The following is a 22641-nucleotide window of genomic DNA, read 5'->3' as shown; positions in this document are numbered from 1 at the left end:
ATCTGGAGCGGCCCCTCTCTTGCCTGCGCCTACTGCCCGGTGATCGCCCTGAGCGGGTCCACCAGCCCGTACCCGAAATCGTTGTCCTTGCCCGCCGCGCCGAGGTCTTTCGCGGTGTTCGTCAGCAGGCTCAGGAGCTGCGCGTTCGTGAGGGTCGGCTTGGCCGCCCAGACGACGGCGGCGGCGGCGCTGACGTGGGGAGTCGCCATGCTCGTGCCGTCGAAGTACTCGTAGTCCGCGCCCGTCACGCTGACGGTGCCCGTGGTCGGCAACTTGCCGAGAAGGCCCTGCCCGTCCGCCTGGGTCAGCCCCACGACGGGCACGCTGTAGGTGTTCGTCAGGCTCATGCCCAGCGAGCCCGCCGTGTTGTTGTAGATCATGACGGCCTTGGCGCCGCTGGCGACGGCGTTGGCGGTCTTCTCCTCGAAGGAGCAGGTGCCGCGTGCAATGAGGGCGATCTGGCCGCTCAGGGCCGCGTTCCGCGCCGTGGTGCCGCAGAACTCGTTGTTCGTGCCGCCCGCGGCCACGATGGTGCCGCTGGCGGTCCCCTTGCCGCTGAGGTCGGCCGACTGCACGTCCGCGAAGGTCACCCCGCCCCCGCTCGCCGAGGCGCGGGTGCCCTGCCCGAGCGGCACGCTGCTCAGCACGTGGACGCCGGGCCCGGCGAGATCAACCTGGGTGCCGAAGTTGGAAAAGTCCGCCCTCGCCCCCGCGTCGTCGATGGCGCCCACGCCGACCACGTTGTCGTACGCGGCGGGGTAGGAGACGGCGGCCCCGTCGTTGCCGGTCGCGGCGATGATCAATGCGCCCTTGCTGTAGACGCTCGTGTACGCCCGCTGCTCGGTCTTGCTCGCGCGGCCCCCGCCGAGGGACAGGCTGATCACCACCTTGCTCTCGGTGCCCCCCTGGCTCCTGAGCTGCGCCGCGCACCAGTTCACCCCGTTGATGATGCCGCTCGACGCCCCCGAGCCGTCGTCCCCCAGCACCCGCGCCATGTAGAGGTTCACCCCGCTCGCCACGCCGCCCACGCCGTTCGGGTCCATGCCGGACTGCCCCCCCGCCGCGCCCGTCCCCGCCCCGTACTGGGCGAACACGGTGCCCGCGACGTGCGTGCCGTGGTGCGACACGTCGTTGAGCTGGTAGGGATCGCCCCGGTTGGCCTCCGTCGTGATGAAGTTCTTGAAGCCCCTCAGCTTGCGGGAGAACTCGGGGTGGTTCCCGTCGATCCCGGTGTCCCCGATGCACACGGCGACCCCCGCCCCCGTGTAGTTGCCCCCCCGCAGGTTGGCGACCCGCAGCGCGTTGTCGCCCCAGGTGTACTCGCCGCTCGCCGTGTAGAGGGGCGTCGCCTGCGCGGTCAGGGCCTGGGTGCCGAGCGAGGTCCGGGCCGCGTTCGCGTCCGTTCCGCCGCTGCGGCCCCCCAGCGCGCGGCGCACGAGGTCGGGCTCCACGTACTCCACGAGCGGGTTCTGTTGGAGGCGGGCGAGGGCTTCCGGCGACAGACGCGCGGCGGCGGCGCTGATCTCCGCCCACTGGCCCGTGAGCTGGCCCCCCGCCGCCGTGATCGCCTGCGCCTGAAGCTGCGCCTGCGCCGCGAGGTCCTGGGCACTCAGACTCTGCGCCCCCAGCCCGCCCTCCCTGAAGCCCACGAGGTAGGCACCTTCACTCGCGGTCGTCGGGCTGGGCGCACTGGCGACGGGTGTGCTCACCTGCCCCGGCTGTCCGCAGGCGGCGAGCGTGAGGGCGAGGGTCGCGGCGAGCAGCGTGCGGGTGTGCTTCATGAGAGACCTCCGTGGAGCCTGGAGAGAGGAGGGAAACCGCGCCGAGAGGCACGGAAACCGGAGCCGGGGAGCCTGCACTTGAGGTGGGTCTGAGCGGGATGCTAGAGCGGCCTTCACCCTTCCCTCACGGCTTATCTAGACCTTTTTGGATCAGGTTCAAGTCAGCCTCCTTCACGGGCCGTCCTGCCCCCGCGCCTGGAGTTGTCATTCGGAAGACAGGAGAAGGCTGCCGAACGCAAATGTCAGGACGGCGAACCGCCCGGCGTGCGTTTCAGGGGGGCGAACCTCTGGCCGGGCCGTGATGACCAAAGAGGCAGGACGGGCCACCCTCGACCCGTCCCGCCTCAGTTGCCTTGTTGTCAGGCTTGGCCTTACCAGCGCTCGGTCACGGTCTTGAGCTGGAGGAAGTTCGCCAGATAATCCGGCCCGCCCGCCTTGGAGTCGGTGCCGCTCATGTTGTAGCCGCCGAAGGGTTGCACGCCCACGATGGCGCCCGTGATCTTGCGGTTGAAATACAGGTTGCCCGCCTCGAACTCCTCGCGGGCCTGCTCCAGCCGCTCGCGGACGTTGCTGCACACGCCGCCCGTCAGTCCGTACTGGGTGCTGTTGGCGATCTCCAGCGCGTGCGCCCAGTCGCGGGCGCGCAGCACGGTCACGACCGGCCCGAAGACCTCCTCCTGGGCGAGGCGGGCCTGCGGCGCCACGTCCCCGAAGATGGTGGGCTGGACGAAGTAGCCCTTCTTGCCGCCGTGCTCGCCGGGTGCCTCGCCGCCGAGGAGGAGCTGGCCTTCCTCCCTGCCGACCTCCAGGTAGCCGCTCACCTTGTCGAAGCTCATCTGGTTGACGACGGCCGTGACGTTGGCGTTCTCCTCGCCCGTGCCCATCTTCAGCGTCTTGGTGCGCTCGACGAAGGCGTCCACCACCCGGTCGTACACCTCGTCCACCACGATCAGGCGGCTCATCGCGCTGCACTTCTGGCCGTTGAAGCCGAACGCCCCCTGCACGGCGGCGGTCACCGCCACGTCGAGGTCGGCGGTTTCGTCCACGATCATCGCATCCTTGCCGCCGAGTTCGAGGATCACTTTCTTGATCCACTTCTGGCCGGGCTGGACCTTCGCGGCGACCTCATTGATGTGCAGGCCCACCGCCCGCGAGCCCGTGAAGGTGATGAAGCGCGTCCGCGCGTGCGTGGTCAGGTATTCCCCGACCTCCTTGCCCACGCCGGGCAGGAATTGCAGCACCCCGGCGGGCAGCCCCGCCTCCAGCAGGATGTCCACCATGAATCCGGCGATCAGCCCCGAGTCCTCGGCGGGCTTGGCGATCACGCAGTTCCCCGCCACGATGGGCGCGGCGGCCATGCCGATGAAGATCGCGCACGGAAAGTTCCACGGCGAGATCGAGACCCCGACGCCCAGCGGCAGGTACATCAGCCCGTTTTCCTCGCCCTCGAACCACGTCGTCTCGGCAGCGCCAAAGCCCGCGTACTTCATGGCGCTTCTGGCGTAGTATTCGAGGAAGTCAATCGCCTCCGCGACCTCCACGTCGGCCTCGGCGTAGTTCTTGCCGACCTCGATGCTCATCAGCGCGCACGCTTCCAGGCGGCGGCGCTTCAGGATCGCGGCGGCCTTGAGCAGGATGCGGGCGCGGGCGTCCATATCCCACCGCTTCCATGTCTCGAAGGCCTTCCAGGCACCTTGCAGGGCGCGTTCGGCGTCCTCGACCGTCGCCCTGGCGGTCGTGCCCACCACCTCGCAGGTGTCGCAGGGGTTGAGGGAGGTGAGCTTTTCCGCCGTGTCCACCCGCTCGCCGTCGATGATCAGGGGGTAGTGCTTGCCGAGGAGTTCAGCGCGGACCTTTTTCAGGGCGGCCCGGTACGCCTGGCGGTTTTCCTCCAGGGTGAAGTCGGTGAAGGGCTGGGGGCGGTAGTCCTGGATTTTGAGCATGGGTGTTGTCCTTTCAACCTTTAGAAGCGGCCATAGCGGTAGCGGTCAAGGAAGAGCGCGTCGTCTCGGTCGTCGTGCCGGAAGTACCCCTCGTCGGAGTCGAGGTGCCAGGGTTCGCCGGGAAACAACATTCCCCAAACGTCCGTGAACATCTCCTCTGGCGAGTCGGTGATGTCGGGCAATGCGTCCTGTGTGTACCACTCCCAGTCCTTTTGGGAAAAGAAGTTGAGAGCGTATCTCAAAGTCTCTTTGACTAACCGACGTTGAGTAGCACTTAATTCCCGCAACTTGGGGATGAGGTAGTCCTCACAGAGAATGGCTCGACTGGTGGCGTTCTCCATGTTGAGTCGATTGAGAGGATGGTCGTCCATGTCGAAGTGCCATCCGGCCTTCGCCAAAAATTCGTTCAGCCAGTAAGCGTTGACTCGTATGGGGCTATCCACCTCTCCCCCTCACCCCGGCGGCACGAGGTCGAACAGCGAATCCTCGGGGCGGTCGACACGGCGGGCGTGCGGGTCGTGGGCGGGCAGGCCCGCCGGGAAGAGGCGCGCGGCGAGGTCGTCGAGGAAGGCGCGGGGGTGCGTCGGCGCGAAGGGGAGGCTGCCGAGCAGGAACCACGCGAGGTCGCGGTCGTCGAACTCGGCGAGGGCATAGGCCCAGGTGCGGACCAGCGCCGCCTCCTGCGCCTCGCCGAGGGCGTCGAGGTGGGGGATCAGGAGCGCCGCGACGGTATCGAGGCCCTCCGGGGTGCGGGGGTCCACGTACTCCAGCGGGTGGTCGTGCTGCCCGGCGTTCCAGCGGGTCATGCCGAAGAACTGCCGGAGGTAAAAGCCGTTGACGTGGCCGGGGTCGGGGAAGGTCACGCCCCCTCCCGCAGGAGCGGAGCCACGGTGTCCCGCGCGAAGTCGTCCACGCTGCGCGGGGCCCGGCCCAGCAGCCGGGCGAGTTCCGGCGTGACCCGCCCCGCGATCCCGAAGCGGGCGGTCGCGTAGATGCCCTCCATCACGATGATCTGCCCGGTCGCCACCCCGCGCGCCCGCATGTGCCGGAAAAAGGCGAGCGGGCTGGGGTCGGCGTAGCGAACGAGGCGCCCGGTGGCCGCCGTGAACTTCGCGGCGACCTCCCCGTAGGTCAGCGCCTCGGAGCCCGTCAGCTCGTAGGCGCGGTTCTCGTGCCCCTCCCCGGTGAGCACCACCGCTCCCGCCTCGGCCACGTCGCGCACGTCCACGAAGCTGGTGCGGCCCCCCCCGGCGGGGACGTAGATTTCGCCCCGCCGCAACTCCGGCAGGTGGGTGGTCGTCAGGTTCTGCATGAAAAAGGAGGGGCGCAGGAAAGTGTAGGCCACGCCGCTTTCCTGCATGTACTGTTCGAGCTTGGCGTGCGGCACGAAGCGAATCCGCTCGGCCCCCTGGATGGAGAGCAGGGCCATGTGCTCCACCCCCGCCCCCAGCGCCACGTCGAGGGCGGGCACCATGTCGCGCTGCACCTGACTGAGCTGCGGGGGCCGGGTCACGAAGAGGCGGCGCACGCCCCGGAAGGCCGCGACGTACGTGCGGCGGTTGCCGAAGTCGAGGTGGCCGTAGTCCAGCCCGGCCGCCGCCTCGCCGAGTTCATCCCCCAGCACCTGCCGGGCGTGCTCGGGGCGGCGGGCCAGGACCCGCACCCTCGCTCCCCGCGCCAGCAGTTCAGCCACCAGCGGCGTGCCCACGTTGCCCGGCGCGCCCGTCACTCCGATCAGGTCCATACCCCAGCCTACCCTCACCCCTTCAGCATGCCGCGCAGCACGAACATCACGTTCGCCGGGCGCTCGGCGATGCGGCGCGAGAAGTACGGGTACCAGTCGCGCCCGTAGGGGATGTACGCCCGCACCCGGTAGCCCCGCGCGGCGAGGTCTTTTTGCAGGTCGCGCCGGATGCCGTAGAGCATCTGGAACTCGAAGGCTTCACGCGAAATCCCGTGCGCGAGGACGAAGTGCTCCACGTCCGCGACGATGCCCTCGTCGTGGGTGGCGACGTTGACGTAATTCCCCGCCTTCATCTGCGCGTACACCAGGCGCCGGTACGCCGCGTCCACGTCCGCCTTGTCGGGCATCGCCACCGTCTCGGGTTCGAGGTACGCGCCCTTCACGATCCGCAGGTTGGGCCGCAGGTCCTGAAGGTCGGCCCAGTCGCCCTCGGCGCGGTAGAGGTAGCTCTGGAGCACCGTGCCGACGTGCTCGTTCCCGAACTCGCCGACCAGGGTGCGGAACTGGGCGAGGGTCTGATCCACCCGGGGGTGGTCCTCCATGTCGAGGCACACGAAGCCGCCGTATTCCCTGGCCCTGGCGACGATGCGCCGGGCGTTCGTGAGGCCGAGGTCCTCGCCCTCCACCGTCATCCCCTGCCCGATGCTGGAGAGCTTGACGCTGACGTAGGGCTTGAGTCCCGCCGCGTGCGCGTCGCTCAGGAGGCCCAGCACCTTCGCCGCGAACTCGTTGGCCGTGTCCGGGGACGTGACGAACTCGCCGAGGAGGTCGAGGTTGCCGAGGATGCCGTCTTTGTGCAGGTCCTGAACGGCGCGGATGGCGGACTGCGCGTCCTCGCCCGCCACGAAGCGCTGGGCGACCCCCCACCCGCGCGAGCGGACGAGGGACTCGATGGACCTTTGGCCCGAGACGGTGAGGACGGCCTTGCGGTAGAGCTGGTCGATCATGGCTGGTCTCCGAGTTGGTGCAGCACGAGGGCGGCGAAGGTGCGGACGTGGTGCCGGGCGGCCTCCCGCGCGGCGGGCGCGTCGCGGGCGAGGATCGCTTCCAGGAGCGTGGCGTGCTGTTCGCCGGTTTCGGGGTGCGCGTTGTACGTGCGCGTCTGGTGCTTGATCAGGGTCACCCGCAGCGAGAGCCCCCGCGCCAGGTCGGCGAGCGCGGCGTTGTGGGCGGCGAGCGTCACCGCCCCGTGGAAGGCGAGGTCGAGCCGCGTCTGCTCGCGGTAGCCCGCCGCCCGCGCCGCGTTCAGGGCGTCCAGCGCCGCGCGGAGAGCGGCGGCGTCGGCGGGGGTGTGCGCGCAGGCGGCGAGGGCGGCGGCCAGCCCGTCGAGTTCCTCGCGCACCACGTAGGTGTCGCGCGCCTCGCAGGCACTCACCGTCCGGACCCGCACCCCCTTGTTCGCCTCCGCCACGAGCAGGCCGTCTTGCGTCAGCCGCGCCAGCGCCTCGCGGATCGGCGTGCGGCTCACCCCCAGCCGCTCGCCCAGCTCCACCTCGCCCAGCCGCTCGCCCGGCGCGATCTCGCCGTCCAGCACCGCCCGGCGCAGGTGGCCGTACACGCCGTCGCGCACCAGGGTGGGTCGCTCGAAGGGGGTCATCGTGGATATTGTATACAAAAGTCGTCGGGACGATCTGCTCTCCCCCGACCGGGAGGAATCCATGACCGTGGATGTTCTGATCGCCGGAGCCGGACCCACCGGGCTGCTGCTCGCCTGCGAGTTGCGGCGGCGCGGCGTCCGGGTGCTCGTGGCCGACCCCAAGACTGGTCCCACCCGCGAGTCGCGGGCGATGTTCGTGCAGGCGCGCAGCCTGGAAATCTACGACGCGCTCGGGCTGGCGCGGGAGGCCGTCCGGCAGGGACGCCCGGCGCGGGGGGCGAGCCTCTGGAGCGGGCGGCGGCGGCTGGGCGGGGTCGCCTTCGGTCCGGTGGGGGCCGGGCGCACGCCCTACCCGTACATCCTGGCCTTCGAGCAGAGCGCCAACGAGGAGCTGCTCTCCCGCCACCTGCGGGCGCTCGGCGGGGAGGTGGCGTGGGGCTGGGCGCTCGAAGGCTTCACCCAGGGGGCGGGGGGCGTGCGGGCCACCCTGCGCGGGCCGGGCGGGGAGCGCCGGGAGGTGGGGGCGGCGTACCTCTGCGGCGCGGACGGCGCCCACAGCCCGGTCCGGCACGCGCTCGCCACCCCCTTCGAGGGTGAGCGCAGCCCCCGGACCCTCTTCGTGGCGGACGTGGCCGCGTCGGGGGCGCTCGACGGGGCGGCCGTCAACCTCAAGCTGGGGGCCGACTCCCTGCTGCTCGCCTTCCCGATGGCGGGCCCCGGCCACTTCCGGCTGATCGGCCTGGTGCCCGGCGCGGAGCCCGGCGGCGAGGCCCCCACCTTCGAGGCCGTGCGCCCGGTCGTGGCGTCCGTCTTCGGGGTGGCGGTGCAGGAGGTGCGCTGGTTCTCGCACTACCGGGTCAGCCACCGGGTCGCGCGGAAGTTTCGGACGGGCCGGGTCTTCCTGCTCGGCGACGCGGCGCACATCCACAGCCCGGTCGGCGGGCAGGGCATGAACACCGGGCTGGGCGACGCGCACAACCTGGGCTGGAAGCTCGCCGCCGTCGTGCGGGGCGAGGCGGGCCCGGACCTCCTCGCCAGCTACGAGCCCGAGCGCCGCCCCTTCGCCCGCTCGCTCGTGAACACCACCGACCGGGTGTTCCGCCTGATCTCCGGCGACACCCCGCTGGCGCGGCTCGGGCGCGGCACGGTGCTGCCCGCCGCGCTCGGTCGGCTGCTCGGCGGGGGTCGAGACGGAGAGGACCGCGCGGGCGAGCACCCCGGCCCCCTCGCCCGCCTCGCGTTCGGCCTCCTCTCGCAGACCCGGCTGAGTTACCCCCACAGCCCGCTCAGCGTGGGCCGGGCGGGGCGGGTGCGCGGCGGGGACCGCCTGCCCTACGTGCCGGGCAGCGGCAACTTCGGGGCGCTGCGGGAGCCGGGAGCCCAGGTGCATGTCTACGGGGTGCCCTCGCCCGGGGTGATCGCCTGGACCGCCCGCCACGAGGGGGTGGCCCTGCGGGTCTTCCCCTTCGGCGGGGCCGCAGGGCGGGCCGGGCTGATGGAGGACGCGGCGTATCTGGTGCGGCCCGACGGCTACGTCAGCGTCGCGCAGCCCACCTTCGACGGCGGGGCGCTCGACCGGGTGCTCGCCGGGCGCTGGCACTGGCGGCGCTAATTCCGGTCCGCCTCGTCCTCGCGGGTCTTGATCCTTTCCCCGGCGAGGCGGCCCAGCCAGCCCAGGGTGAAGAGGAAGAGCAGGGTGGCCCCGGTCGCCAGCACGTAGAGGTGCAGCCCGCACGCCACGCCGACCCCCGCCGTGGCGAGGAGGCCCGCCGCCGTGGTGAGCCCCCGGGCGCCCTCGCCGCGCCGGTCGGAGAAGATCGCGCCCGCGCCGAGAAAGCTCACGCCGCTGACGACCGCGCCGAGCACGCCCACGAGGTCGAAGCGGACCTGCTCGGAGTCGTCCGCGAAGCGGTAGATCAGGGTGTCGGCCAGCACGACGAACAGCGCCGCGCTCACCCCGACGAGGATGTGCGTCCGCAGCCCCGCGCTGATGCTGCGCCGCTCGCGCTCCCAGCCGATCAGGCCGCTCAGCACGAAGGCGGCGATGAGGCCCTGCATCAGCCGCAGCTCCGTCCAGAAGGTCTCCATGAGGCCAGCCTAGGCGCGGGCGCGGCGGGGTCCTTTCCCCGTTCCTTCAGCCGACTGTCATGGGAGGGTCAGGTGCCCGCCTCCGTGTGCAGGCAGGCGGCGCAGAGCCAGTCGTCGCCGCGCGCCCGGCGGGCCCGGTGGTGCCGCCGGGATCGCCGGACGCGAAACACCAGCTCGCCGAAGAGGGCCGCCAATCCCAGCCGTGTCAGAAACACGCCCAGAGAGACGACCCAGCCGCCCGGTTCCAGCGGATTGGCCGGAAGACAGACCCGCTCCGGGGCGCCGACCAGCCACCTCTGCTCGGGCCGCCGCGCGAGGGCCGCCCAGCGCGTCATCGGGTGGCGGCAGCGCGGGCACTCACGCCATATCTCCCGCCCGGGTGGGGCGCCCGGTCGTCTGGGGCTCACCCCTCAGTCCGCGTACACGGGCTCGATGGGGAAGATGCGGTCGGCGAGCCCTTCCAGGCCCCGGCGTCCGGCGCGTTTCTGGCAGCCCTCGGTGCCCAGGCAGAGGGTGACGTAGCGGGTGCGGCGGGCGGCGACGACCACCCGGTAGAGCGAGGCCTCCGAGCGCGAGCGGGTGTAGTGGCACAGGTCGCAGTGCAGGGCGTTGCGCCCCCTGGGTTCCAGCGGTGTGAACTCGGCGAGCTGCTCGCCGTGGACGAGGGCGAGGCGACCGTCCGCGACCGGGTAGAGCCCCAGGGTGGGCGCTCCCCCCTGTGGGTCCTCGCCGAACAGCTCGCGGTACGACTCGGGGAAGAGTTCCCGCAGCACGTCGCGGGCGCTGTGCCTCTTCGGTGGGGTGTCACTCATGAGGGGCAGTGTAAGGGGCGGGAGAGACACCGAACGTGGAGGACCTGACGCAACCGGGGGAGCGAGTGTGAGGCCCGGCAACCGTGCCCCCCGCCCGGTCGCCTCGCCCCCGCCGCACTACACTTCGTGGGTGAGGCAGGTTCCGCTCCATTCCAGACTTTCCGGCGCCCTCCCGGGAAGTCCTCTCCTCCGGAGCCGTTCCAGGCCACTTCGCGCAACGCGTTCTTTCTTCTCCCTCTGGTCGGGGAAGCTCCGTTTCTTCTCACGGAAACTCCCGGAGGCTCTATGAGGTCACGCAGCACCACCCGAGGCGGCATCGTGATCCGTCGGCGCGTGACGCCCGCCGGGGACATCATCGTCACGTTGCTCACGCCGCAGGGCAAGGTCAAGGCCATCGCGCGCGGCGGGGTGCGCGGGCCGCTGGCGAGCCGCCTGAACCTCTTCCACCACGTCGGCGTGCAGGTCTACCAGACGCCGCAGGCCGACCTGGCGACCGTGCAGCAGGCGGTGCTGGAGGGGGCCCTGCCGAAACTCGCCGAGCCCGAGAGATACGCCTTCGCGCACCTGATGGCCGAACTCGCCGACGCCCTGTTTCAGGAGGGCGAGTTCAGCGAGCAGGCCTTCGAGCTGTTCGCGGGAGCGCTGCGGGGCGTGTCACACCAGCCCGACCCCGAGTGGGTGGCCCTGGTGATGAGCTACAAGCTGCTCGGCCTGGCGGGCTTCGTGCAGCAGACGGCCCGCTGTGCCCGCTGCGGCGCTCCAAGTCCAGAGCATCCGGACCCGCTGGGCGGGCAACTGCTGTGCTCCGCGTGTTCCAGCCTGCCCCCCTACCCGGAGGCCAGCCTCGATTTCCTGCGCAATGTCGTGCGGCGGAGCGTCCGCGCGAGCATGGAGGCCCCGGTGCCGGAGGATGAGCGGCCCGCGCTGTGGAGGGCGCTGGAACGCTTCGTGACCGTGCAGGTGGGGAATGTGCAGAGCTGGCGGCAATTGGTGCCTCAAGCGGCGGCTATCTCGATCTGAACGCAGATTGTCAATCGGTGCGGCGGTATACCCTTCTTGCCCGACGGCTGCCACAAAACCACTCTGTCCCACTGCGGTGAACAACGAGATAAGTGCCGCCCCTTCCACGGCAGGGCCAGTCCAAAAGCGGAATGCTGACGACGGGAACGACAACGGAGGGAGTCCCTACCTCCCCCCGTATCCTGGCTATGTCTCCCAGGCTCAACAGCCAGAACAATCCACAGATCACGCCCACGTTGAGCAGCAGAATGACCGTTGGGCGCTTCCGTAGTTCATGCACGCTTCAATTTCTAAGCGCGGACATATTACTTGTGTCTTTCGATAAAGTCGATCATCTGCTGCCTTGTCCCCCCCAGGAACGTCAGCGGGCGGGCGATGGCGGCGGCAATGGTGATGTGGTTGACGCGCGGTAGCACCGTGCGGATGACGGGCACCCCGGCGGCCTTGAGCGCGGCCTCCATGTTCAGCGCGTTCTGCGGGTGGACGGTCTGGTCGTTCGCCGCGACGAGGAGGAGGTGCGGCGGCGCGTCCCGGCGGACGTGGCGGTCGGGCATCACCCCATCCGGCGTGCCGTTCTCGGGGAAGGCCACCCGGCTCTGGAACTGCCGGAAGTCGTAGGAGTACGGCCCCGCGATGCCGATCACCCCCCGCACGGCGCGGATGGGCACGCCCGCCTCGCGCAGCCAGCGCTCGTTGTCCACCGCCTCGACCGCGTTGAAGGCCCCCGCCGAGTGCCCGGTCACGAACAGCACGTCGGGGTTGCCGCCGAAGGTCTTGGCGTTGTCGCGCAGCCACCTCAGCGCGGAGGCAGCGTCCTGCACGAAGTCGGGGTAGCGGTTTTTGGGCGCGAGGCGGTAGTTCATCACGCCCGTCACGTACCCGGCGCGCGCCAGGCTCTCGCCCACGAAGCGGTGGCCGGACTTGTCGCCGTTCTGCCACGAGCCGCCGTGGATGAAGAGCACGACGGGCGCGTTCTGGACGTTCCTGGGCGCATACACGTCGAGCGTGTTGCGCGCGTCGGGGCCGTAGCGCCGGTCGGTGGCGACGTTCAGCCCGGTGAGGCTGACGGCGCGGTTGAGGCTCTGCTGCGCGTCCACCCCCGAGCAGGCGGTGAGCACGGCGGCCAGGGTCACGGCCAGCGTGCCGAGGGTGAGGGTCCGGCGCCGGGTGGAGGCGCGGGCGGGGAGGCGGGTCATGGGGCGCAGGCTAGCGGCTGTGGCAGCCCGAATCGGGCGCAGGGGGCACAGTCGGGATTGAGGGAGGCTTGACGCGGGACTTACCCGGTGGTCAGGCCCCGTTCCGGCGGGAATCCCCACACTCGCCCCTCGCCCTGCCGCGTTAGGCTGCCCGCGATGGCCCCGCACACCGACCTCACGGACGCGCTGGTGATCGGCGGCGGCCCCTCCGGGTTGGGCCTCGCCGCCGAACTCGCCGCCGGTGGCCTGAGCGTGCGGCTCGTCGCTCCCCACCCGCCGCGCCCCTTCCCCGCCACCTACGGCGCGTGGCTGGACGAGGTGCCCGGCCTCACCCGCGCCGCCCTCGCCCAGGTCTGGACGGACGTGCGCGTGTACACGGGAGAGGCCCCCACCCCCCTCCTGCGCCCCTACGCCCTGTTCGACAACGCCCGTTTGCTGGAGACGCTGCTCGCGCGGGCGGGGTCGGACCTGGCTTGGACCGTCGGCACCGCGGCGCACGCCGAATCGGTGGGGGAGGGGTGGGAGGTCCGGGGCGCGGGCGGCGAGCGGTGGCGGGCCCGGCTGGTGGTGGACGCGGGGGGACACCCCGGCGGGCTGACGCGGCCCACCCACCCGGGCGGCGCGGCCCTCCAGACGGCCTTCGGGATCGTCGCGCACTTTGACCGCCCGCCCGGCCCGCCCGGCGGCATGGTGTGGATGGACTACCGCGCGGAGCACCTGCCGCCCGCCGAGGTCCGCGCCGCGCCCACCTTCCTCTACACCATGCACCTGGGAGAAGGCCGCTACCTCGTGGAGGAGACGAGCCTGATCGCCCGCCCCGGCCTGACGCGCGACCTGCTCGAACGCCGGTTGCACGCCCGCCTCGCCGCGCAGGGCACGCCGCCGGGCGAGGTCGAGAGCACCGAGTGGGTCGCCTTCCCCATGAACACGGCGGCCCCCGACCCCGGTCCCGTCCTCGCCTTCGGGTCGGCGGCGGGGCTCGTCCACCCGATCAGCGGGTTTCAGGTCGCCGGGGCCCTGACGGACGCTCTCGCTGTCGCGCGGGCGGTCACGGGGGCGCTGGACCGCCACGGCCCCGCCCGGGCCGTCCAGGCGGGCTGGGACACACTCTGGCCCCCCGAGCGCCGCGCCGCCCGCGAGGTCTCCCTGCTGGACGCCGACGCCCTGCTCGCCCTGCCGGGAACCCTGCTGCCCGATTTCTTCGCGGCCTTCTTCCGGTTGCCCGCCCCCGAGTGGCACGCCTTCCTGGCCCCGCGTACGGGCGCCGGAGCCCTCGCCCGCACGATGCTGCGGCTGTTCGCCCAGGCGCCGAACCCGGTGCGGGTGCCCCTCGCCCGCGCCGCGCTGGGGCAGGCGGGACCGAGCGGGCGGGCGCTGCGGGCGGCGGCAAGCAAGGTTTGAGGTTGAGTTCCATACACTGCTTGATAATGGTTGAACTCGAGCTGGCTGGACGGGTATTTGTCTTTGATGACGGGGTAGCGGAGAAGCTGGGGAGACTCTCCGAGCAGGGGTGGTATCTGCGGTCGGGGTACGTGGCGTTCCAGCCGAGGAAGGCCGACGCGGCGATGTACCCGAGCCTCAAGCGGGACCGGATCGTTTCCCTGGGGGCCATCATTCATCTGCTCGCCTTCGGGAAGCTCCCCGCGAAGGGTCTGGTCTGCACGCAGAAGAATGGGGATGACAGCGACTTCCGGGTGGAGAACCTCGAATGGGTCTCGAGGTCGACCAGCGCCTACCGAGCCCTCGATCCCCAGGTCAATCCCCAGGGCGGTATCCGGCAACTCCCGTCCGGCAGGTACAACGCCCGCGCCTACCTTGACGGCAAGCTCCGCTCCGTCGGTACCTTCGACACCCGCGAACTCGCACAGGCGGCACGTGCAGAGGCGATAACCAAGGGAGTTGCTAGGACTCCTGCTCCCCCGCCCCATCAGAAGAAAGCGCAGCCTCAGACCTTAGACCAACTGCGGGGACGGGTCGCCGAACTTGAAGCAGAGGTTGAACACCTGGGCCTTCTAGAAAAGATTTCGGACCTTGAGGCTGAGTTGGAACGTCTGCGCTCCGTTTTGCCCTCCTGATTTCCTCCTCGTCCCTCTGCCCCGGACACTTGCCTAGACGCCTGCCTATACTGGGGTCATGTCCCTGCTCGACATGATTGGTCCCGTGATGATCGGGCCGAGCAGCAGCCACACGGCGGGTGCCTGCCGCCTGGGCCTGGTCGCCCACCACCTGCTTGGGGAGGCCCCCCGCCGGGCGGTGATCGGCCTGCACGCGAGTTTCGCCAAGACGGGGCGCGGCCACGGCACCCACCTCGCGCTCGTGGCGGGGCTGCTCGGGTACGGGCCCGACGACCCCCGGTTGCCTCGCGCGTTCGAGGAGGCCGAGGCGGCGGGCCTGAGCGTCGAGTTCCGGGACGTGGACCTGGGCGACGTCCACCCCAACACCGCGCACATCGAGCTGCACGGCGCAGAACACTCCGTGACGGTCCAGGGCAGCTCCACGGGCGGCGGGGTGATCCGCGTGACCGAGGTGCAGGGGTTGGGGGTGAACTTCAGCGGGTCGAGCCCGACGCTGCTGCTGCGCTATGCCGACGCGGTGGGCATGATCGCCCGGGTGGCGAGCACGGTCGCCGCCGACGGGGTGAACATCGCCGCCCTGACCTGCACCCGCGAGGCGCGCGGCGGGCGGGCCCTCCTCGCCATCGAACTCGATCAGGCGCTGAGTCCCGAGGCCCTAGCCTTCCTGAACCGCTGGCCCGACATGAACTGGGTCCGCCCCCTGCCCAAGCTGATGGACGGCTGAGCCCGCCCGACTCCCAAGGAGTTTTCCCCATGACCACCCTCGAAGCCCTGATGAACGCCCCCGCCCCCGCCTCTGCCTGGGTGCTGGCACAGGACTGTGCGGAAACGGGCCTGAACCCGGACGATGTGCGCGCCGAGATGGCCCGCCGCATCGGCGAGATGCGCGCCTCGGTCGAGCGTGGGCTGCGGAGCGACGCCAGGAGCATCACGGGGATGGTGGGCTGGAACGCCAAGGGCCTGTGGGACGCACCCGACGTGCTGGGAGCGCCCCTCCTGAGGCGGGTGCAGGCCTACGCGATGGCCGTGAACGAGGAAAACGCCCGCATGGGCCGGATCGTCGCCGCGCCCACGGCGGGCAGCGCGGGCACGATTCCGGGAGCGCTTCTCGGCGTGGCGGATCACCTCGGCCTGCCCGACGAGCGGCTGGTGGACCCGCTGATCCTCGCGGCGGGGGTGGGCAAGGCGATCAGCAAACGGATGTTCATCTCGGGCGCGGCGGGCGGCTGTCAGGCGGAGATCGGGTCGAGCGCCGCGATGGCCGCCGCCGCCGTCACCGAACTCCTGGGCGGGTCACCCCGCGCCTGCGTCCACGCCGCGTCCCTGGCCCTGATGAACACCATCGGCCTCGTGTGCGACCCGGTGGGGGGCTACGTCGAGGTCCCCTGCGTCAGCCGCAACGCCTTTTTCGCCGTCCACGCGGTGAGCGCCGCGCAACTGGCGCTGGCGCAGCTCGAATCCTTTATCCCGCCCGACGAGGTGGTGGGCGCGATGGCTTCAGTGGGCCGCCTGATGCCCGCCGAACTCCGGGAGACGGCGGAGGGGGGCCTCGCGCAGACGCCGACCGGGCTGGCGGTGACGGCGCGCATGGAGGGACGCGAGGAAACGGGCGGAATGATCGAGCTGCCGATGGCGTGATCCGGGCTGTTCTCCCCCCTCCTTACAGCACGCCCCGGTACAGCTCCTCCAGGCTCAGCGGGCGGCCCAGGCAGGGCACGTCCACCTGCCCCCCTCCGCGATGCTCGCGCACGAGCCAGCCTTCCTCACCGCGCTGGTATTCCACGACGTACCGCTCGTCCTGCGAGACGATCAGGTAGGTCTGGAGCGTGGGAATCGCCGTGTAGACGGCGTGCTTGTGGCGGCGGTCGTTGTGCGCCGTGCTGCTGGAGAGGACGTCGGCGAGCAGGCAGGGTCAAGTTTCAAAGGAGCGCCCCGGTTGCTCCCCGCCGCACACCAGCATCACGTCGGGGTAGCAGGAGCTCGACGCGCCGTGAATGCAGAGCTGCATGTCGGACTGGTAGAGGCGGCAGCTCAGGCGGTCGGCGTCAGGGAGCAGTGCAGACACGATACGCAAGCTGATCCGCACATGCTCCCCGCTCGCCCCCGCCTGGACATGCAGCGGGTACACGAAGCCGCCCACGTACTCGCGCTTGCAGGGGCTCTCGCGCTCGGAGCGCAGGTACTCGGCCTCGCTCATGGCTTGGGGAGCGTCCGGCATGGGGTCATGTTACGGTGGGGGAGGGCTCGTTTGCGTCTCACGCCGTTGCCTGCCCAGGCGCCGAGGAACCCAAACAAGGCACATCCTGCGGCCGTGAGCAGTCTGTCAAGGCGGAGAGGATACTCGACAAAATCTGCGGTGAAGTGTTGATCGAATTTGACGGTGGGATCATCCCAGACACCCTCGACGTATACCAGCTTCCCGATCAGCCAGAGCAGAAGAGGAAGGGCAGCCAAGGTTAGTGCAGCATACTTCGGTTTGATGCCCCGCAGCCCCAATGCCAGCCCGAGCAAAATCAATATCCCGACCATCAGCAAGTCAAATCTCACCTTGTTGACGTTGAACCAACCTCCAACGACGTTCTGATCCATGTGCCAGGCGTAACGTAGGAACAGCACCCAACCGCACAGCCAGAAGGCTGAGAGAACCGAGAGCGCGAGGACGGCCAAAAGGCAATCCACCACAAAGGCATGTTGTCTGAGAAGCGAGACATGCTGCCGCGTCTCCCGCGCCCACCCCTCATCCTCCACGCTCGCCGCCTCGTTCTCCATTCCCTGTCGCCAGTCCTTGGGCCTCACGTCAGCGCCCCTTTCGTGCGAGCGGCCGCAGCCGACCTCTTGACCTCCCGCGCCAGCCTCAGCCCCTCCCCGGTCAGCGTGTAGACGTGCCGGGGCGGTTTGCCCGCGTGCGGCGAGTCCTCCCATTCCGCCGCCAGATACCCCTGCGCGTGCAGCCGCCGGAGGATCGGGTAGAGCGTTCCACTCCTCAGCTCCGTCGCCCGGCTCAGGTCGTAGCCGTAGCTGGGGGCGGGATGCGCGGACAGCAGGGCGGCGAGGACGGCGCGCGTGTGAGGGCTGGAGTTGGGGGAGCGGACCATAGACTATTTCTACATATGTAGACTTTAAAATCAAGAGGGAGGGACCGACCTCCCCCTCGTCCTCAGGCGGGAACGCTCAGGCCCAGCGCCTCCCGCAACTCGGCGTGTGTGGACAGCACCCGCGCGGCGCCCGCGCCCAGCAGCGCCCCCGCGCCGTCCGGGTGCGCGTGGCCGCCCGCGAGGAGGCCCCAGACGGTCGCCCCCGCCGCCACACCCGCCCGCAGGCCCGTCACGCTGTCCTCGACGACGAGGCAGCGGGTGGGGGAGACCCCCAGGGCCGCCGCCGCGTGGAGGTACAGGTCGGGAAGGGGCTTGCCGCGCCCACCGACGTGGGCCGGGTCGTAGGCGTGCTCGCCCACCAGCCCCGCGAGGCCCGCCGCCGCGAGCTTGAGGTGCAGGCGGCCCCGCTGGCTGTTGCTCGCCACCGCGAAGGGGAGGCCCGCCGCACTCAGCGCCCGCAGGGTGTCCGCCGCGCCCTCGATGGCGGGCGTGCCCTGGAAAGCGGCGGCGAGGCGCTCGTCCATCAGGGAGACAAAGGTGCCGGGCCGCTCCCAGCCGTGCTCGGCGCGCAGCCAGTCGAAGAGCGCCTCGTGGGTGCCGCCGACCGCCCGCGCCAGCAGGACCTCCCGGTCGAGCCGCAGCCCGTGTTCCGCCAGCGCCTCCAGCCAGACCGCGTTCGCCAGCGCCTCGCTGTCCACCAGCACGCCGTCGAGGTCGAAGAGGACGGCGCCGAACTTGATATTCTTCATATCATTCTCTTTCATTTGATAGTTTGGCGGCCAAAGCGCGTATAGAGGTATGTTGCACACGACCTTGAAGATTCCAAGCTTCAACAATCCCATCCTTGAAGAAGTGTGGAGACGCTTCTCCACTGGCGTCGCTAAGTATGGGACTCGCCAGTGCGGTAGTGGAAACGACCTGTATATCATCAATTAAATCTACACCACTCTTACCGCTGACTTTAATAAAAACATACACATCGTTGTTGTTGTGCTCGCTTTGTGAGCGCAGACAATTTATCGAGTAATGATTGGCGCGGGTTTTCTTTAATTCTAGTTCCCAGCCTAGATACTCAACATCATGAAATGTCTGACGTGTGTACGTTGCGCCTCCTAAAAGCTTTGAAAACTCCAACTCATATTTAGCCCCAGGAAACAGAGGATGACATTTTGTTTCAAGGAGCTTGGCAACCAGTGTATCGAAATCAGCTTCGATGTTCACAAAACGTCGCTCTCCGGTCCCTGCTCCCACCCCGCGAGGATGTGGACGTGGGTGTGGAAGACCACCTGCCCGCCGCCGGGACCGCAGTTCACGACGAGGCGGTAGTCCGGCGCGTGCTGGCGGGCGACCTTGACGGCCGTGAGCCAGAGGTCACCCATCTCGGCAGCGTCCGTGATCTCGTCCACGCGGGCCGTGACCTTCTTGGGGATCACGAGGAGGTGGATGGGCGCCTTGGGGGCGATGTCGCGGATGGCGATGTAGCCGTCGTCCTCGTACACCACGTCGCTGGGGAGCTCGCGGGCGATGATGCGCTCGAAGAGGGTGCGGGTCCGGGCGGAGTCGGGGGCGGGCTCGGCGTTGGTCATGCCTTCACTCTAAGGGGGCCGCGCCCCCCGGAACGGCAGACTCAGGAACATGAGCCGACGTTCTCCCCGTCTTTCCAAGCGTCTGCTGCTCGCCGCCGGAATCGGGCTGTTCGCCGCCCGGCGGACGCTGGTGACTCCCTACGCCCTGAGCGGCAGGCGCGTGCTGATCACGGGCGGGTCGCGCGGCCTGGGGCTGGCGCTCGCCCGCGAGTTCACGGCTCGGGGGGCCCGGGTCGTCCTGCTGGCCCGCAGCGCCGCCGAGCTGGAGCGCGCCGCCGCCGATCTGCGGGGCCGGGGGGCCACCGTCCACACCGTGACGGGCGACCTGACCGTGGCCGCCGACATCGAGCGCGCGGTCGAGGAGGTCGCCCGGGTGTACGGCGGCCTCGACGTGCTCGTGCACAACGCGGGGCTGATTCAGGTCGGGCCGCTGGAGAACATGACGGAAGCCGACTTCCGCGAGATCACGGAGATCAACGCCTTCGCGCCCCTGCGCCTCACCCGCACGGCCCTGCCCCTGCTGCGCGCCTCGCGGGGGCGGGTGCTGATCGTGTCCTCCATCGGCGGGAAGGTCGCCGTGCCCCACCTCGCCCCGTACTCCTTCAGCAAGTTCGCCGTCACCGGGCTCGGGCAGGCCCTGCGCGCCGAACTCGCCCGCGAGGGGGTGGGGGTGACCACCGCCTGCCCCTGGCTGATGCAGACCGGCAGCCCGCGCCACGCCCTCGTGAAGGGACAGGTCACGAAGGAATACACCCTCTTCGCCACCTTGGATAACCTGCCCCTGTTGTCCCTCGACACGACCGTCGCCGCCCGCCGGATGGTGGACGCCCTCGTGCGCGGCGACGCCGAGGCCATGATCGGCGGCCCCGCCCTGTTGATGCGCTACGCCCAGGCCCTCGCCCCGCAACTCACCGCCGACCTCCTGGCGCTGGGAAACCGCTTCCTGCCCGGCCCCTCCACCGGGGACCGCGCGGTGCCGGGCGCGAGTGCCGAGACGGCCCTGACCCGGAAAAACCCCATCAAGCGCGCGTCGGAGGCCGAGTTCAACGAGGGGGGCAGCGTCTCCCCAGGGGGCGAGGAGCCGTCCTGAGCCGAGGTCAGCGCTCAGCCGTCAACAACAATCGACGACAGAAAAAGCGTTCGCCCGTGCAGCGGCGAACGCTTCCTGTCGTCGCTGAAAGCTGACCGCTCACCCCAGCTTCCCCGGCTCCTCGCCGAACGGCGTCACCGGCACCGCCCGCTTGTGCCGGGTCGCCAGAAAGAGCCGTTCCAGCCGCTCGGCCACCTCGCCCGGCACCTCGTGGCCCTCCAGGTAGTCGTCGATCTGGCGGTAGGTCAGGCCCAGGGCCACCTCGTCGGGGAGGCCGGGGCGGTCGTCCTCCAGGTCGGCGGTGGGCACCTTGCGCCAGGTGCTCTCCGGGGCGCCGAGGTGCCCCAGGAGCCGAGCGCCCTGCCGTTTCGTCAGGCCGGTCAGTGGCGTGAGGTCCACCCCGCCGTCGCCGTACTTGGTGAAAAAGCCCGTCACCGCCTCGGCGGCGTGGTCGGTGCCCACGACGAGGAGGTTTTCCTGCCCGGCGACCGCGTACTGGGCGATCATCCGCTCGCGCGCCTTGATGTTCCCCCGCACGAAGTCGCGCAGCGGCGTGCCCAGCGCGTCGTGGGCCGCCCCCGCGCTCGCGTCCGCCGCCGCCTTGATGTTCACGGTGAGGCTCCGGTCCGGGCGGATGAAGCCCAGGGCGGTCTGGGCGTCGGCCTCGTCCGCCTGCGTTCCGTACGGCAGCCGCATGGCGACGAAAGTGCACTCCCCGCCTCCCTCGCGCACCCGCTCGGCGGCGAGCTGGCACAGCCGCCCGGCGAGGGTGCTGTCCTGGCCGCCGCTGATCCCCAGCACGAAGCCGCGCGCCGGGGTCTGCCCCAGGTAATTCACCAGGAAGGCCACCCGGCGCTCGACCTCGGCGGCGGGGTCGATGTCGGGCCGGACGTGCAGCTCGCGGAGGATGTGGGCGCGGAGGGCAGGGTCGGCAGGCATGGGCGGAGTGTAAGCTACCGGGTTTCCGGCGGGCTTTCATCGACCGTCACGACGACCTTGCCGCGCACCTCGGGCCCTTCCGCGTAGGCGTGGGCGGCGGTGATCTCCTCCAGCGCGAAGGTGCGGTCGAGGGGCACCCGCAGCTCGCCGGCGTCGATCAATCGGGTCAGCAGGCCGAGGTCGAGCCCGCGCTCCGCCGTCCGCACCGAGGCGAAACGGGGCTGGGGGCGGTGCAGGGAGGCGCGCACCTCGGCGGGGGAACTGGGAAAGGGCTTGGTGCTGATCACCCTCCCCCCCGGCGTGAGGGCCCCCTCCACCCGCGCGAAGGACAGGGCGGGGGGCGTGTCGAGAATCAGGTCCCACCGCCCGCCCCGCCCGCCGAGGTCGGCCTCCCCGGTGGCGAGGACCTCGTGGGCGCCGAGTTCCCGCACGAAATCGAGTTTGGAGGCGCGGGCCACCCCCGTCACGTGGGCGCCGAAGAGCCGCGCGAGGAGCACCGCGAAGGCGCCGATGCCGCCCGCCGCCCCGTACACGAGGACCCGTTCGCCGGGGCGCAGCCTTCCCAGCCCCCGGAGCGCTTGCAACGCGGTGAGCCCGGCGAGGGGCACCGCCGCCGCCTGCGCGAGCGGCACGCCCTGCGGGGCGGCGGCCACCCGCGACTGCCGGATCGTCACGTACTCCGCCGCACCCCCGCCCCCGTGCCCGACGACGGCGTACACCCGCTCGCCCGGACGGAAGGCGGTGACCGCCGGACCGCACGCGGCGACCTCGCCCGCCACGTCGAAACCCGGCGTGAGCGGCAGTTGCAGCCTGCCGATGAGGCCCAGCCCGCCCCGGCGCAGCCGCAGGTCGGTGCCGTTCACGCTCGACGCGCGCACCCGGATCAGCACCTCGTCCCGCTGGGGGAAGGGCCAGGGCACCTCCTCTATGTTCAACACCTCGGGTGGACCGAAGGTGTGAAGTCGGGCGGCCCGCACCTCAGTTGCTGATGGCGGGGGCCTGCCGCACGTACTCGCGCCCCGCCACCTGATCGAGCATGAAGCGCGACACGCTCGCGCGGGTGATCTGCGTGCCGATCTGCCCGACCAGCCCGACCCGCAGCGGCCCCTCGGGCCCGTCGGTGAGGCGCGGCACCCGCACGACCGTCCAGTCGAGGCCACTCTCGCGGATCAGGGTGGCGTGCGCCACGGAATCCCGCAGCACGTCGGGCTGGAGCAGGCGCAGCGCGGTGCGGAACACGTGATCGACCGCCTTGGGCTGGTCCCCGGCGAAGGGGACTCCCGCCCCCGTCAGCGTGATCAGGCGCCTGATTCCCTGCTCGGGGAGCACCTCGACCAGGTGCCGCGCCGCCAGGGTCATCACGTCGGGTGGGCCGCCCCGCACCGGCCCGAGGGCGCTGAGCACCGCGTCCGCCCCCCCCACGAGCCGGGCGACGGCCCCGCGGTCGCGGGCGTCGCCGGGAACGACGGTCAGGAGGTCGTCCTCCTTGCGGTGCACCTTCTCCGGCGTGCGCGCGAGCACCCGCAGACGGTGGCCCTGCACGAGGGCCTGGTCGATCAGGAGCCGTCCCGTGCGGCCCGTGCCGCCGAGCAGGGCGAGGGTCGTCATGGTTGCCCCGCGCCGGGAAGACCGGGCCGAAGGAACGGGGACGCGAGGGGCAGGGGTGAATACATGG

Annotated in this window: 26 protein-coding genes and 1 pseudogene; 7 read left to right on the top strand and 20 right to left on the bottom strand. The window is 70.6% G+C overall.

Going from position 1 to position 22641, the window contains the following annotated elements; all coding sequences use genetic code 11:
• Positions 1–29: 29 nt before the first annotated feature.
• The 7 genes from IC605_RS05250 to IC605_RS05220 all read right to left on the bottom strand — a co-directional run bounded on the left by IC605_RS05250 (position 30) and on the right by IC605_RS05220 (position 7065).
• The gene (locus tag IC605_RS05250; protein ID WP_216319941.1) at positions 30–1781 is read right to left on the bottom strand and encodes a S8 family serine peptidase; all 1752 of its coding nucleotides are present in this window, start codon (positions 1779–1781) and stop codon (positions 30–32) included.
• Between the two features lie 371 nt (positions 1782–2152).
• Entirely contained in the window at positions 2153–3724 is a 1572-nt protein-coding gene (gene pruA / locus IC605_RS05245) for an L-glutamate gamma-semialdehyde dehydrogenase (RefSeq protein ID WP_216319937.1), read from the bottom strand.
• A gap of 20 nt (positions 3725–3744) precedes the next feature.
• Positions 3745–3966 carry a hypothetical protein gene (locus tag IC605_RS05240; RefSeq protein WP_216319933.1) on the bottom strand — a complete coding sequence of 74 codons (222 nt, stop codon included), beginning with the start codon at positions 3964–3966 and terminating at the stop codon, positions 3745–3747.
• Positions 3967–4176: 210 nt separating this feature from the next.
• On the bottom strand, positions 4177–4587 hold the full coding sequence (locus tag IC605_RS05235) for a hypothetical protein (RefSeq protein ID WP_216319930.1): 411 nt from the start codon (positions 4585–4587) through the stop codon (positions 4177–4179).
• On the bottom strand, positions 4584–5468 hold the full coding sequence (locus IC605_RS05230) for an SDR family oxidoreductase (RefSeq protein ID WP_216319926.1): 885 nt from the start codon (positions 5466–5468) through the stop codon (positions 4584–4586). The genes IC605_RS05235 and IC605_RS05230 overlap by 4 nt, the downstream gene beginning before the upstream one ends.
• 14 nt (positions 5469–5482) lie before the next feature.
• On the bottom strand, positions 5483–6415 hold the full coding sequence (locus tag IC605_RS05225; protein WP_216319923.1) for a proline dehydrogenase family protein: 933 nt from the start codon (positions 6413–6415) through the stop codon (positions 5483–5485).
• The gene (locus tag IC605_RS05220) at positions 6412–7065 is read right to left on the bottom strand and encodes a GntR family transcriptional regulator (RefSeq protein WP_216319920.1); all 654 of its coding nucleotides are present in this window, start codon (positions 7063–7065) and stop codon (positions 6412–6414) included. Before IC605_RS05220 ends, IC605_RS05225 begins: the two co-directional genes overlap by 4 nt.
• A gap of 61 nt (positions 7066–7126) precedes the next feature.
• Here IC605_RS05220 and IC605_RS05215 point away from each other — a divergent pair, with 61 nt between their 5' ends.
• Positions 7127–8677 (top strand): FAD-dependent monooxygenase, encoded by a 1551-nt coding sequence (locus IC605_RS05215; protein WP_216319917.1) that lies wholly within the window; start codon positions 7127–7129, stop codon positions 8675–8677.
• Here IC605_RS05215 and IC605_RS05210 read toward each other — a convergent pair.
• The 3 genes from IC605_RS05210 to IC605_RS05200 form a co-directional block, all read right to left on the bottom strand.
• Positions 8674–9153, bottom strand: coding sequence for an MgtC/SapB family protein (locus IC605_RS05210; RefSeq protein ID WP_216319913.1), 480 nt, complete (start codon positions 9151–9153; stop codon positions 8674–8676). The genes IC605_RS05215 and IC605_RS05210 overlap by 4 nt on opposite strands.
• Positions 9154–9221: 68 nt before the next feature.
• Positions 9222–9488, bottom strand: coding sequence for a hypothetical protein (locus tag IC605_RS05205; protein ID WP_216319910.1), 267 nt, complete (start codon positions 9486–9488; stop codon positions 9222–9224).
• 75 nt (positions 9489–9563) lie between these two features.
• The gene (locus IC605_RS05200) at positions 9564–9965 is read right to left on the bottom strand and encodes a hypothetical protein (RefSeq protein ID WP_216319907.1); all 402 of its coding nucleotides are present in this window, start codon (positions 9963–9965) and stop codon (positions 9564–9566) included.
• Positions 9966–10250: 285 nt separating this feature from the next.
• Here IC605_RS05200 and recO point away from each other — a divergent pair, with 285 nt between their 5' ends.
• Positions 10251–10985 (top strand): DNA repair protein RecO, encoded by a 735-nt coding sequence (gene recO / locus IC605_RS05195; RefSeq protein WP_216319904.1) that lies wholly within the window; start codon positions 10251–10253, stop codon positions 10983–10985.
• A gap of 305 nt (positions 10986–11290) precedes the next feature.
• On the opposite strand, the gene IC605_RS05190 is transcribed toward recO, so the two are convergent.
• Positions 11291–12181 carry an alpha/beta hydrolase gene (locus IC605_RS05190; RefSeq protein ID WP_216319901.1) on the bottom strand — a complete coding sequence of 297 codons (891 nt, stop codon included), beginning with the start codon at positions 12179–12181 and terminating at the stop codon, positions 11291–11293.
• A gap of 156 nt (positions 12182–12337) precedes the next feature.
• On the opposite strand from IC605_RS05190, the gene IC605_RS05185 reads away from it, so the two are divergent.
• From IC605_RS05185 to sdaAA, 4 genes are read left to right on the top strand one after another with little or no spacing between them, the layout of a single operon-like run.
• Complete coding sequence (locus IC605_RS05185) at positions 12338–13582, top strand: lycopene cyclase family protein (protein WP_216319898.1); 1245 nt, start codon at positions 12338–12340, stop codon at positions 13580–13582.
• Positions 13583–13608: 26 nt separating this feature from the next.
• The gene (locus tag IC605_RS05180; RefSeq protein ID WP_216319894.1) at positions 13609–14256 is read left to right on the top strand and encodes an HNH endonuclease; all 648 of its coding nucleotides are present in this window, start codon (positions 13609–13611) and stop codon (positions 14254–14256) included.
• A gap of 58 nt (positions 14257–14314) precedes the next feature.
• A complete protein-coding gene (sdaAB, locus tag IC605_RS05175) occupies positions 14315–14980 on the top strand; it encodes an L-serine ammonia-lyase, iron-sulfur-dependent subunit beta (protein ID WP_216319891.1) in 666 nt (221 codons plus the stop codon).
• A 29-nt stretch (positions 14981–15009) separates the two neighbouring features.
• Positions 15010–15894, top strand: a complete 885-nt coding sequence (sdaAA, locus tag IC605_RS05170; RefSeq protein ID WP_216319889.1) for an L-serine ammonia-lyase, iron-sulfur-dependent, subunit alpha — start codon at positions 15010–15012, stop codon at positions 15892–15894.
• Positions 15895–15916: 22 nt separating this feature from the next.
• Here sdaAA and IC605_RS05165 read toward each other — a convergent pair.
• The 6 genes and pseudogenes from IC605_RS05165 to IC605_RS05140 all read right to left on the bottom strand — a co-directional run bounded on the left by IC605_RS05165 (position 15917) and on the right by IC605_RS05140 (position 18937).
• Positions 15917–16453: pseudogene (locus IC605_RS05165) on the bottom strand (Uma2 family endonuclease).
• Entirely contained in the window at positions 16450–17052 is a 603-nt protein-coding gene (locus tag IC605_RS05160) for a hypothetical protein (protein WP_216319886.1), read from the bottom strand. Before IC605_RS05160 ends, IC605_RS05165 begins: the two are co-directional and overlap by 4 nt.
• The gene (locus IC605_RS05155; RefSeq protein ID WP_216319883.1) at positions 17049–17351 is read right to left on the bottom strand and encodes a PadR family transcriptional regulator; all 303 of its coding nucleotides are present in this window, start codon (positions 17349–17351) and stop codon (positions 17049–17051) included. The genes IC605_RS05160 and IC605_RS05155 overlap by 4 nt, the downstream gene beginning before the upstream one ends.
• A gap of 62 nt (positions 17352–17413) precedes the next feature.
• Positions 17414–18100: an HAD family hydrolase gene (locus IC605_RS05150; protein WP_216319880.1), complete on the bottom strand. Its 687-nt coding sequence runs from the start codon at positions 18098–18100 to the stop codon at positions 17414–17416.
• 1 nt (position 18101) lies between these two features.
• A complete protein-coding gene (locus IC605_RS05145; protein ID WP_216319878.1) occupies positions 18102–18572 on the bottom strand; it encodes a hypothetical protein in 471 nt (156 codons plus the stop codon).
• Entirely contained in the window at positions 18569–18937 is a 369-nt protein-coding gene (locus IC605_RS05140) for a histidine triad nucleotide-binding protein (protein ID WP_216319875.1), read from the bottom strand. The genes IC605_RS05145 and IC605_RS05140 overlap by 4 nt, the downstream gene beginning before the upstream one ends.
• A gap of 49 nt (positions 18938–18986) precedes the next feature.
• On the opposite strand from IC605_RS05140, the gene IC605_RS05135 reads away from it, so the two are divergent.
• A complete protein-coding gene (locus IC605_RS05135) occupies positions 18987–20027 on the top strand; it encodes an SDR family NAD(P)-dependent oxidoreductase (RefSeq protein WP_216319873.1) in 1041 nt (346 codons plus the stop codon).
• A gap of 99 nt (positions 20028–20126) precedes the next feature.
• Here IC605_RS05135 and nadE read toward each other — a convergent pair whose 3' ends face one another.
• From nadE to IC605_RS05120, 3 genes are read right to left on the bottom strand one after another with little or no spacing between them, the layout of a single operon-like run.
• Entirely contained in the window at positions 20127–20966 is an 840-nt protein-coding gene (gene nadE / locus IC605_RS05130) for an ammonia-dependent NAD(+) synthetase (protein ID WP_216319870.1), read from the bottom strand.
• Positions 20967–20980: 14 nt separating this feature from the next.
• Positions 20981–21886 (bottom strand): NAD(P)-dependent alcohol dehydrogenase, encoded by a 906-nt coding sequence (locus IC605_RS05125; RefSeq protein WP_216319867.1) that lies wholly within the window; start codon positions 21884–21886, stop codon positions 20981–20983.
• A gap of 58 nt (positions 21887–21944) precedes the next feature.
• Positions 21945–22574, bottom strand: a complete 630-nt coding sequence (locus tag IC605_RS05120; RefSeq protein ID WP_216319864.1) for an NAD(P)-dependent oxidoreductase — start codon at positions 22572–22574, stop codon at positions 21945–21947.
• Positions 22575–22641 lie beyond the last annotated feature (67 nt).

The sequence above is a fragment of the Deinococcus aestuarii genome (genome assembly GCF_018863415.1).
Lineage (GTDB): Bacteria > Deinococcota > Deinococci > Deinococcales > Deinococcaceae > Deinococcus > Deinococcus aestuarii.
This window is presented reverse-complemented; position numbering and strand designations above follow the sequence as displayed.

Coding starts and splice junctions, on each gene's coding strand:
- sdaAB (WP_216319891.1), top strand. CDS start 14,315: ATGTCCCTGCTCGACATGATTGGTCCCGTGATGATCGGGCCGAGCAGC.
- IC605_RS05250 (WP_216319941.1), bottom strand. CDS start 1,781: ATGAAGCACACCCGCACGCTGCTCGCCGCGACCCTCGCCCTCACGCTC.
- IC605_RS05215 (WP_216319917.1), top strand. CDS start 7,127: ATGACCGTGGATGTTCTGATCGCCGGAGCCGGACCCACCGGGCTGCTG.
- IC605_RS05120 (WP_216319864.1), bottom strand. CDS start 22,574: ATGACGACCCTCGCCCTGCTCGGCGGCACGGGCCGCACGGGACGGCTC.
- sdaAA (WP_216319889.1), top strand. CDS start 15,010: ATGACCACCCTCGAAGCCCTGATGAACGCCCCCGCCCCCGCCTCTGCC.
- IC605_RS05185 (WP_216319898.1), top strand. CDS start 12,338: ATGGCCCCGCACACCGACCTCACGGACGCGCTGGTGATCGGCGGCGGC.
- nadE (WP_216319870.1), bottom strand. CDS start 20,966: ATGCCTGCCGACCCTGCCCTCCGCGCCCACATCCTCCGCGAGCTGCAC.
- IC605_RS05225 (WP_216319923.1), bottom strand. CDS start 6,415: ATGATCGACCAGCTCTACCGCAAGGCCGTCCTCACCGTCTCGGGCCAA.
- IC605_RS05140 (WP_216319875.1), bottom strand. CDS start 18,937: ATGACCAACGCCGAGCCCGCCCCCGACTCCGCCCGGACCCGCACCCTC.
- IC605_RS05210 (WP_216319913.1), bottom strand. CDS start 9,153: ATGGAGACCTTCTGGACGGAGCTGCGGCTGATGCAGGGCCTCATCGCC.
- IC605_RS05135 (WP_216319873.1), top strand. CDS start 18,987: ATGAGCCGACGTTCTCCCCGTCTTTCCAAGCGTCTGCTGCTCGCCGCC.
- IC605_RS05220 (WP_216319920.1), bottom strand. CDS start 7,065: ATGACCCCCTTCGAGCGACCCACCCTGGTGCGCGACGGCGTGTACGGC.
- IC605_RS05230 (WP_216319926.1), bottom strand. CDS start 5,468: ATGGACCTGATCGGAGTGACGGGCGCGCCGGGCAACGTGGGCACGCCG.
- IC605_RS05200 (WP_216319907.1), bottom strand. CDS start 9,965: ATGAGTGACACCCCACCGAAGAGGCACAGCGCCCGCGACGTGCTGCGG.
- IC605_RS05205 (WP_216319910.1), bottom strand. CDS start 9,488: ATGACGCGCTGGGCGGCCCTCGCGCGGCGGCCCGAGCAGAGGTGGCTG.
- IC605_RS05150 (WP_216319880.1), bottom strand. CDS start 18,100: ATGAAGAATATCAAGTTCGGCGCCGTCCTCTTCGACCTCGACGGCGTG.
- IC605_RS05180 (WP_216319894.1), top strand. CDS start 13,609: ATGGTTGAACTCGAGCTGGCTGGACGGGTATTTGTCTTTGATGACGGG.
- IC605_RS05155 (WP_216319883.1), bottom strand. CDS start 17,351: ATGGTCCGCTCCCCCAACTCCAGCCCTCACACGCGCGCCGTCCTCGCC.
- IC605_RS05190 (WP_216319901.1), bottom strand. CDS start 12,181: ATGACCCGCCTCCCCGCCCGCGCCTCCACCCGGCGCCGGACCCTCACC.
- pruA (WP_216319937.1), bottom strand. CDS start 3,724: ATGCTCAAAATCCAGGACTACCGCCCCCAGCCCTTCACCGACTTCACC.
- recO (WP_216319904.1), top strand. CDS start 10,251: ATGAGGTCACGCAGCACCACCCGAGGCGGCATCGTGATCCGTCGGCGC.